Source organism: Thermosynechococcus sp. OHK43, assembly GCF_014466085.1.
In the GTDB taxonomy this organism is placed as follows: domain Bacteria; phylum Cyanobacteriota; class Cyanobacteriia; order Thermosynechococcales; family Thermosynechococcaceae; genus Thermosynechococcus.
Genome location: NZ_JACOMP010000188.1, coordinates 1 through 7,574, shown reverse-complemented (window position 1 = coordinate 7,574; position 7,574 = coordinate 1). Strand labels below are relative to the sequence as shown.

Here is a 7,574-nt window from a genome sequence, read left to right as displayed (position 1 = left end):
GGGTTGATACTTCTTAACCTTGCGCTGATTGGGGTCGCCAAATAGGGCTTTCAGCATGCGACGGGCACCATGGATACAAAGCTGTATACTTTACATCCTATAGCAACTGCCTGTTCCTCGCTGTCAAGACGTAGCCTAGACGTATTGACTGATGTCCTCTTGGCAGACATCGCTGAGGTAGGTCAGGGCGCGAAACCGCAGCATTATCACCTCCTCATAGAAGGGATTGAGTTTACATAGGGGGGGAATGGTAATGACTGGCCGACCAAAGAGGGAGAGGGTGCGGGCAAAGGGACATTGGGCAGGAATCCAGCGACAAATGCGGTGGGCGATCGCCGGCGTGGTAATTGGATAAGTCATTAGCCATTGGCGGATTTTGGTCATCAAAGAAGCGGGCGGGCGTTGGGTAAGGAGTTGATTCATGGGACTATCCTCACAATTGCGCATACCCTCACGGTAAAAGATAATCTATGTAAATAGCAACATGCTTTTAATATAAAAAATCTTTATCAATAATAAGCATTGCTAAACTTGCAGCAGGTTCAGGCGAGGAATGGCCCTCCTTCCGCTCAGCAGAGTGCTAAACTGTTCATCAACTCAAACTCCGATGAAGTTTTGTCTAGAAATCTTTCAATTGCTTGTATAAACTCATTTGCTATTTTTGCCCATTCATCTTGGTCTTGCTTAAATTTCCTAAGGAAGATACTCAATGAGTCCACTGGTTGCTAACTATTACCTGACCTACCGCTGTAATGCCCGCTGCCATTTCTGTGATATTTGGGCGCTGGAACCGGGCAAAGAAGCTGATTTTAGCGCTATCCAAACCAATCTCCGCGACTTGAAGCGCTTGGGCGTGAAATATGTGGACTTTACGGGGGGCGAACCGCTGCTGCGTGCCGATGCCCCAGCCATCTACCGCGAGGCCAAGCGTCTTGGCTTCATTACCAGCATGACAACAAATACCATTCTCTATCCCCGTCGTGCCAAGGAAATTCAGGGGGTGGTAGATTTCTTGAATTTTTCCCTCGATGGGCCGGATGCTGCCACCCATGATCAGTCGCGGGGCGTGAAAATTTTTGACACGCTGGTGGAATCGGTCAAGATTGCCCTCGAGCTGGGTGAATATCCCGTGCTGAACCACACCGTGACAGCCCAGAACTATGAGCGAATTGGGGAAGTCGCTGAATTTGCCCAAAGTTTAGGGGTACGGGTTTGGCTCAACCCTGCCTTTACTGCCCACGAACACTACAACGACAAAAAGAACCCCACTCCCGAAATTGCCAACAGCATTGAACAAACAGCGAAGAAGTATAACAATGTTGGTTACAATAAGGCAGCGCTAGCCCTCATTCGCGCCGGGGGAAACAGGACTCACAATCCCCGTTGTAAGGCGGTGGATGCCGTGATTGCCATTTCCCCCAATGATGAGTTGCTGCTACCGTGTTACCACTTTGCGCAGAAGGGAGTCCCCATCAATGGTCGCCTGTACGAACTGTACAAGTCCTCCGAGGTGGTAGAGGAGTATCGCCGCTCCCAAGGCCGACTTCCCGTCTGCGAAGGCTGCACAGTGTGGTGTTATCTCATTCCCAGCTTCTTTAAGGGACTGGATAAGTACTGGTTTCTCAATCAGGTGACCTATGCCGGAGAATTCCTGGCCCGAAAACAGTTTCTACAACGAAGCCGACCCCCTCGACGAACTCCTGTCGGAGTGGGTTGATGACCCAGAGAGTCCTCCATTACAACCGCGTTCTGAGGGTCGCCGTCGCAAGGCTTTCCTAGCGCTGTCTCTGATTTGGGGCAGCACGATCGCCATTCACCTGATTGTTGGTGGTATCTGGCTCATCTATGTCCTAACCCTCTTGATGAGTTTCCAAACCCTGCGCTACTGGCGCGCCAAACCCCAAAGTCTGCCAGCGTCAGAGACAGCAGAAAGTGTGCCGCCGATGGTGTCCTTGGTGGTGGCTGCCAAAAATGAAGAGGCGGTGATTGGTCGCCTGGTGAAAAACCTCTGCCACTTGGATTATCCCCACTACGAAGTGTGGATCATTGATGACAACAGTAGCGATCGCACCCCCGATATTTTGAGCGAACTACAAAAGCAGTATCCTCATCTCAAGGTGCTGCGGCGGCTGCCAGGGGCAGGGGGTGGCAAATCCGGGGCTCTCAATCAAGTCCTACCCCTGACACGGGGAGAAATTATTGGCGTCTTTGACGCCGATGCCACGGTACCCCCAGATCTGCTGCAGGAGGTGGTCAACCGCTTTCAGGTGGCCAGTGTCGGCGCCGTCCAAGTGCGCAAGGCGATCAGTAATGCCGACATCAATTGGCTGGCCCAAGGTCAAGCGGTCGAGATGATTCTCGATGCCTACTATCAACAGCAGCGAGTTGCCTGTGGCGGCATGGGAGAACTGCGGGGCAATGGCCAATTTGTGCGGCGGCAAGCCCTAGAGCGCTGTGGGGGCTGGAATGAGGAAACCATTACTGACGATCTCGATCTCAGTCTGAAGCTGCATCTCCACGGCTGGCAGATTGACGTGCTGATGAATCCAGCGGTACAGGAAGAGGGCGTGACCACACTGCTGGCACTGTGGCACCAACGCAATCGCTGGAGCGAGGGCGGCTACCAAAGCTATCTCGACTACTGGCAGCCCTTGCTGCGCAATCGCCTTGGCTGGCAAAAAAGCTGGGATGTGTTCTGCTGGTTTTTGATCAAATATGCTATTCCTACGGCAACCATTCCCGATCTGCTGATGGCTCTGCTGCGCCACCGCACGCCGGTGCTGGTGCCCTTGACAACCCTAAGCTTGACGATTTCGATGGTGGGAATGCTACGGGGCATTCCTCAGGCTCAATCCATGGGGGTGTGGCAACTGTTTTGGCAGAGCCTACGGGGAACCCTATACATGTTCCATTGGTTGCCAGTAGTGAGTACGACCACCTTGCGTATGGCCCTACGGGCAAAACGTCTGCGGTGGGTGAAAACGGTGCACCATGGCCCCTAAGGGAAAAACCTGCTGCCTGAGGATCTCAGGAGCAACCACTTTAAGCTAGGCTAGGGGCAGATTTTCACGGGTTCTGCCATGTCTCGGAATAGTAACTTGCTCCCGTTGCTCTTCTCCCTTGTCTTCACCTGTGGCCTGCTGGGGGTGGGGTCAGTGCTGGTTCTGCGGCTCCTAGGCAATCAAAATCCCCTAGAACAAGTCACTGGCCGGTTGTCCACTTCGCCGGCAGCAAAAACGCCAGAGAGGTTGGGCGCTAATTTCAGTGATGTCAGTAATGTTCCGAGCGGGACGTTTCAGTACGGCGGCAGTACCACGTGGGCGCCGATTCGCCGCGATGTCGATCCTTTAATTCAAGTGGCTTGGCCAAATTTTCGTCTGCGCTACACGGATCCAGCAACCGGTACACCGGGATCGGGGAGTGGTATTCGCATGTTACTGAACAATCAAATTGCCTTTGCCCAGTCCTCACGCCCTTTGAATGAAAAGGAGCGGCAGCAGGCGCAGAGTCAGGGTATCAAACTCGTTGAATTGCCGGTGGCGATCGATGGCCTTGCGATCGCCGTCAATCCAACCCTCAAGATTCCCGGCTTAACAGTCCAGCAGGTGGTTGATATTTACACCGGTAAACTCAGGAACTGGAGTCAAGTGGGGGGGCCGAATCTGACCATTACCCCCTTTTCACGACGCTTGGAAGATGGTGGTACCGTGGAATTTTTTGTCCAAGAGGTCTTAGGGGGGCAGCAACTTAGCACTAATGTCGTTATGGTACGAGATACCACGGATGCACTGCGGCGCTTGGGGACGACCGTGGGCGGAATTTACTACGCATCGGCACCGGAAATTGTTGGTCAGTGCAGTGTGCGACCCTTGCCCTTGGGGCGTCAGCCGAATCAGTACGTTCCTCCTTACCAAGAACCCTACGTTGATTCTTCCCAATGTCCACAGCGGCGCAATACGCTAAACTATCAAGGATTTCAGGACGGCACCTATCCGATTACCCGTCGCCTGTTTGTCATTACTAAGGATGACAATAGCCTAGATGCCCAAGCCGGTCGTGCCTATGCGGCTCTGCTGTTGACCGACGAAGGACAGGCAATCATTGAAAAAGCCGGGTATGTCCGCCTGCGTTAGGGGAGGGCTGTGTTGGATAAGCCCCTGAACCGAACCTATGAGCGGGTAATGGCGGCGATCGCCAGCCTCAACCTGGCGTTGGTGCTTTTTGATCTCACCTATATTCCGCTGCGGGACTTTTGGCTGTTGGGAAAAGTCCGCATTCCCCTAATTCAGCGGGTCATTTATCTACCCCAGCCGTTGCCGATTACCCGCCTCTATGACCCCATCAAAGGCATTCAACCCCACCGAGTAACGCAGCAGTACATCAACACCGTCAACCAACTACGGCACACCATTACCACTGAAGGCGTGGATGCCCCAGGAACACAAGCGCTGTTGACGCAGTTGCGACAGCAGAGCAAAACCATGGTGGACACCAATCCCTTTGCTCTGGCCAATAAGACCGGCACCCTTGAGCAGATTAAGAATCGCATGCGGCAGCGGGTCTTTGGCAATCGGGATGCATCCTCCAAAGAGTCCTTTGAGCGCTTTTGGAGTTCGGAGTACATCAATGCACAGGACTGGCGGAGCAACCTGAATTGGTTTGAGAAGCACATCATTCCCCTAATAGCGACCAACTATTGGCGCGCCTATGGCGAGGATGGGGATTTTCTGAATCGGTTTGGCGTTCTGGATCTTCCCTTTAATCTCCTCTTCTTTGTTGAGTTCTTGGGTCGCACGTTTTGGCTGAGTCGGCAGTGTCGCGGTTGTCGCTGGCGAGATGCCATGCTGTGGCGCTGGTACGATGGGCTACTCTTTTTTCCCTTTTGGTGGTTGGCACCGACGTGGGCATGGCTGCGGGTGATTCCCGTCATGATTCGCCTCGATCAAGCGGGTCTGATCTGCCTTGATACCCTGGAGCGGCAGCTATCTCAGGGCTTGGTGGGGGCGATCGCCACCGACATTTCAGAGGTCGTTGTCCTGCAAGTGCTGACACAACTGCAAAAGGCCATCCGCCGCGGTCAGTTTAGCCAGTGGCTTCCCCGTGCCTCTGACTTACAGGTCAATAGCGTCAATAGCGTCAATAGCAGGGCGAATGACATTGATGAGTTGGGGGAACTGGCGGCCTTGGTGGTTCAAGTGATCCTCTGCCGTGTCGTGCCCCAACTGCGGCCAGAAGTGGAAGCATTAGTGGCCTACAGCGTGGATCAGGTCCTACGGCAAGCACCCCCCTATCGGCGATTGCTGGAGAGTCCAACCCTAGCGGCCTTACCCCTGCAGTGGCGCCAATCCCTTGCCAAGGAGATTAGCGATCGCCTCTTTCTGCTGTTGGAGCAAGCAAGCAAAAACCAAGACAATCCACCCCGCGAAGGCGCCTTGCTGGTGAGTCAACTAGCGCAAAAATTTGGCCAAACCCTGAGTGCTGAACTCCAAGAGGAACAGGTGGGCAAGGTGATCCAAGACCTCCTGGTGCTATGGCTAGAGGAACTGAAAATTAACTTTGTGCGCCAGACCCACCTTGAAGGCATTGAAACAGTTCTAGAGGAAACTCGCACCCTTCAGGAACGTTTGGCGCAGAACATACTCGAACCCTAGGCTATTCAAGGGGTTGCAGCAGCCACAGGGCAGTGTAGGTCGTGTCCTTGGGAGTGGGCTGAATGAGCAGAAAGTGCAAGCCTTGGCTTTTTTGCAGGCGATCGCGAAACACCTCTCCCGCTTGCGCAATTTCCGAATCCTGAAACGTTAAAAACACCCAGCGATCGCGCAATCCACTGTGCAGGAGAATGCCACAGGGCTGCCCCGGTACAAACTCTAGGCGATAGGGCACCTGCTCTTGGAACCAGCGAGCCAGCTTCAAGGATTTGCGACCCCCATAGAGCATAATTCCCGGAATCAGGGTGTCTGCCGCCAAGCCTAGGGACTCCGGCAGCATCTCCATTTCCAAGGCCAGAATCCGTAAAGGGTACCGCATCAGTTGCTGCAAATCGGGGGGCGTAATCGCTGCAAACTGCCAAGATTCTCCCCAAATATCATCCGGCAAGGGCAGGGGCGGGAGCTGCTCAATGGCCAAGGGATCGTAGGCTTCACCCGTGTAGGTTTTCAGGCTTGGGTATTCCTGAGCGCGTTGGCACAGGTAGCGCTTCAGAGCAGAAGTGCGGCGGGTGGGCTCTAGGGGGATGTTGAGTTGTCGGCAAGCTCCTTCCACTAGCCCTAAACTTTCGGGGCGAAAGACCTTTACTCGCTCAGGCAAGGGCTGACCGCAACGGTTGAATTCTGTGGCAACCCAGGTACTACTCACCAGTGGTTCGGGACAAAAAGCCGTGTAGTAAAAATGTTCTTCAGGATCACAAATCACAAGTTCCCACAGATCAGCACCACTGGGGGTACGCAAAGGCCGACGGTAAAGGTCAACTTGCCAACGGGACATCGACGGAATAGATGAACAAAAGAGGTGATCGCCTTTTTCAAACTGAATACGGGCTATATTTATTTTCCTTGCTTTTTCTTGGATTTGTTAGAGCTATTCCAATAAAGAATGAAAAATTATCTCGGACAATCCTTGCCAATCACCTCATCCATAGAACCGCTGCATCCCGCATAGATCTGCTGTCGCTTTTCCTCACGGCGTTCTTGGCAACGCATCTGCTTTTTCAGGTGATGCCCAGCCGGCCGAGGGCGGAACTCATCGTGGAAATTTGTACCCCAAATTGCTGGGCACCGTCGACTAAAGGGTCCTCGGGACGCGCAGCAGCATCTGGCTCTAAGGCCTGCCAATCCAGTTTCCATTGACACAGGTCTGGCTCGCGATCGCGCCCCCGCCGTTTCCCTGATGCAAACTCAGAGCTTAGATCAGCCTAAGGATAAACTGCTAAAAACAATGGTCATGGCTTTGATGGGCACTTTCTTTAAGACATTGAAAGCAATTGATTGCCTTTAGGGTCAAAACGCCCCTTGATTTACCGTATTTCGCCGCCCCAATTCTGATGATTGCCATCAGCCCATAGTTGATGCACCGCCTCAGTTCCGAAGCCCATACCTAGGGACGTCAGGTTTGCAATAAAGTTCTCTTTCTAGGGGGTGTGACTCTGCGCTAATAGGGCAACCACCTCCTCAGTCGTCAGGGGTCGGGAGAAATAATAGCCTTGGACATAGTCACAGCCGAGTTCCCGCAGTCGCGTCACTTGATAGGGATGCTCTACCCCTTCAGCCACCACTTCCAATGCCAATCCCTTGGCAAGGCTAACAATGGCATCAATCATGAGGGGTCTTTGGTCGGTTTCAGGGATGAGCTTCACAAAGCTGCGATCAATCTTGAGGATGTCGATGGGCAGATGGGTCAAATAGGAGAGAGAGGAATAGCCAGTGCCAAAGTCATCAAGACTCAGCTTGATTCCCTGTGCCTTCAGTTTGCATAATGTCTCTCGCACCTGATCGGGCTGATCAATCCCCACACTTTCAGTTATTTCCAGGTGCAGGCAATGGGGAGGAATCTGGGTCTGTTCCAAAGCAGCCAACACT

General features: G+C 53.2%; 7 protein-coding genes. 4 read left to right on the top strand and 3 right to left on the bottom strand.

The window, feature by feature from the left end:
* Positions 1 to 135: 135 nt before the first annotated feature.
* Entirely contained in the window at positions 136 to 447 is a 312-nt protein-coding gene (locus H8Q75_RS07900) for a Mo-dependent nitrogenase C-terminal domain-containing protein (protein ID WP_365970904.1), read from the bottom strand.
* 262 nt (positions 448 to 709) lie between these two features.
* Between H8Q75_RS07900 and H8Q75_RS07895 the strand changes: the two genes are divergently transcribed.
* The 4 genes from H8Q75_RS07895 to H8Q75_RS07880 all read left to right on the top strand — a co-directional run bounded on the left by H8Q75_RS07895 (position 710) and on the right by H8Q75_RS07880 (position 5,651).
* Positions 710 to 1,717 (top strand): radical SAM protein, encoded by a 1,008-nt coding sequence (locus H8Q75_RS07895; protein WP_024124890.1) that lies wholly within the window; start codon positions 710 to 712, stop codon positions 1,715 to 1,717.
* Entirely contained in the window at positions 1,638 to 3,002 is a 1,365-nt protein-coding gene (locus H8Q75_RS07890; RefSeq protein ID WP_297041086.1) for a glycosyltransferase family 2 protein, read from the top strand. Before H8Q75_RS07895 ends, H8Q75_RS07890 begins: the two co-directional genes overlap by 80 nt.
* Before the next feature lie 78 nt (positions 3,003 to 3,080).
* The gene (locus H8Q75_RS07885; protein ID WP_024124892.1) at positions 3,081 to 4,133 is read left to right on the top strand and encodes a PstS family phosphate ABC transporter substrate-binding protein; all 1,053 of its coding nucleotides are present in this window, start codon (positions 3,081 to 3,083) and stop codon (positions 4,131 to 4,133) included.
* A gap of 9 nt (positions 4,134 to 4,142) precedes the next feature.
* On the top strand, positions 4,143 to 5,651 hold the full coding sequence (locus tag H8Q75_RS07880; protein ID WP_024124893.1) for a hypothetical protein: 1,509 nt from the start codon (positions 4,143 to 4,145) through the stop codon (positions 5,649 to 5,651).
* Between the two features lies 1 nt (position 5,652).
* Here H8Q75_RS07880 and H8Q75_RS07875 read toward each other — a convergent pair whose 3' ends face one another.
* Complete coding sequence (locus H8Q75_RS07875; RefSeq protein ID WP_024124894.1) at positions 5,653 to 6,483, bottom strand: Tab2/Atab2 family RNA-binding protein; 831 nt, start codon at positions 6,481 to 6,483, stop codon at positions 5,653 to 5,655.
* A gap of 643 nt (positions 6,484 to 7,126) precedes the next feature.
* Positions 7,127 to 7,574, bottom strand: a 448-nt coding sequence (locus tag H8Q75_RS07870) for an EAL domain-containing protein (RefSeq protein WP_297041083.1), incomplete at its 5' end; no start/stop codon positions are given.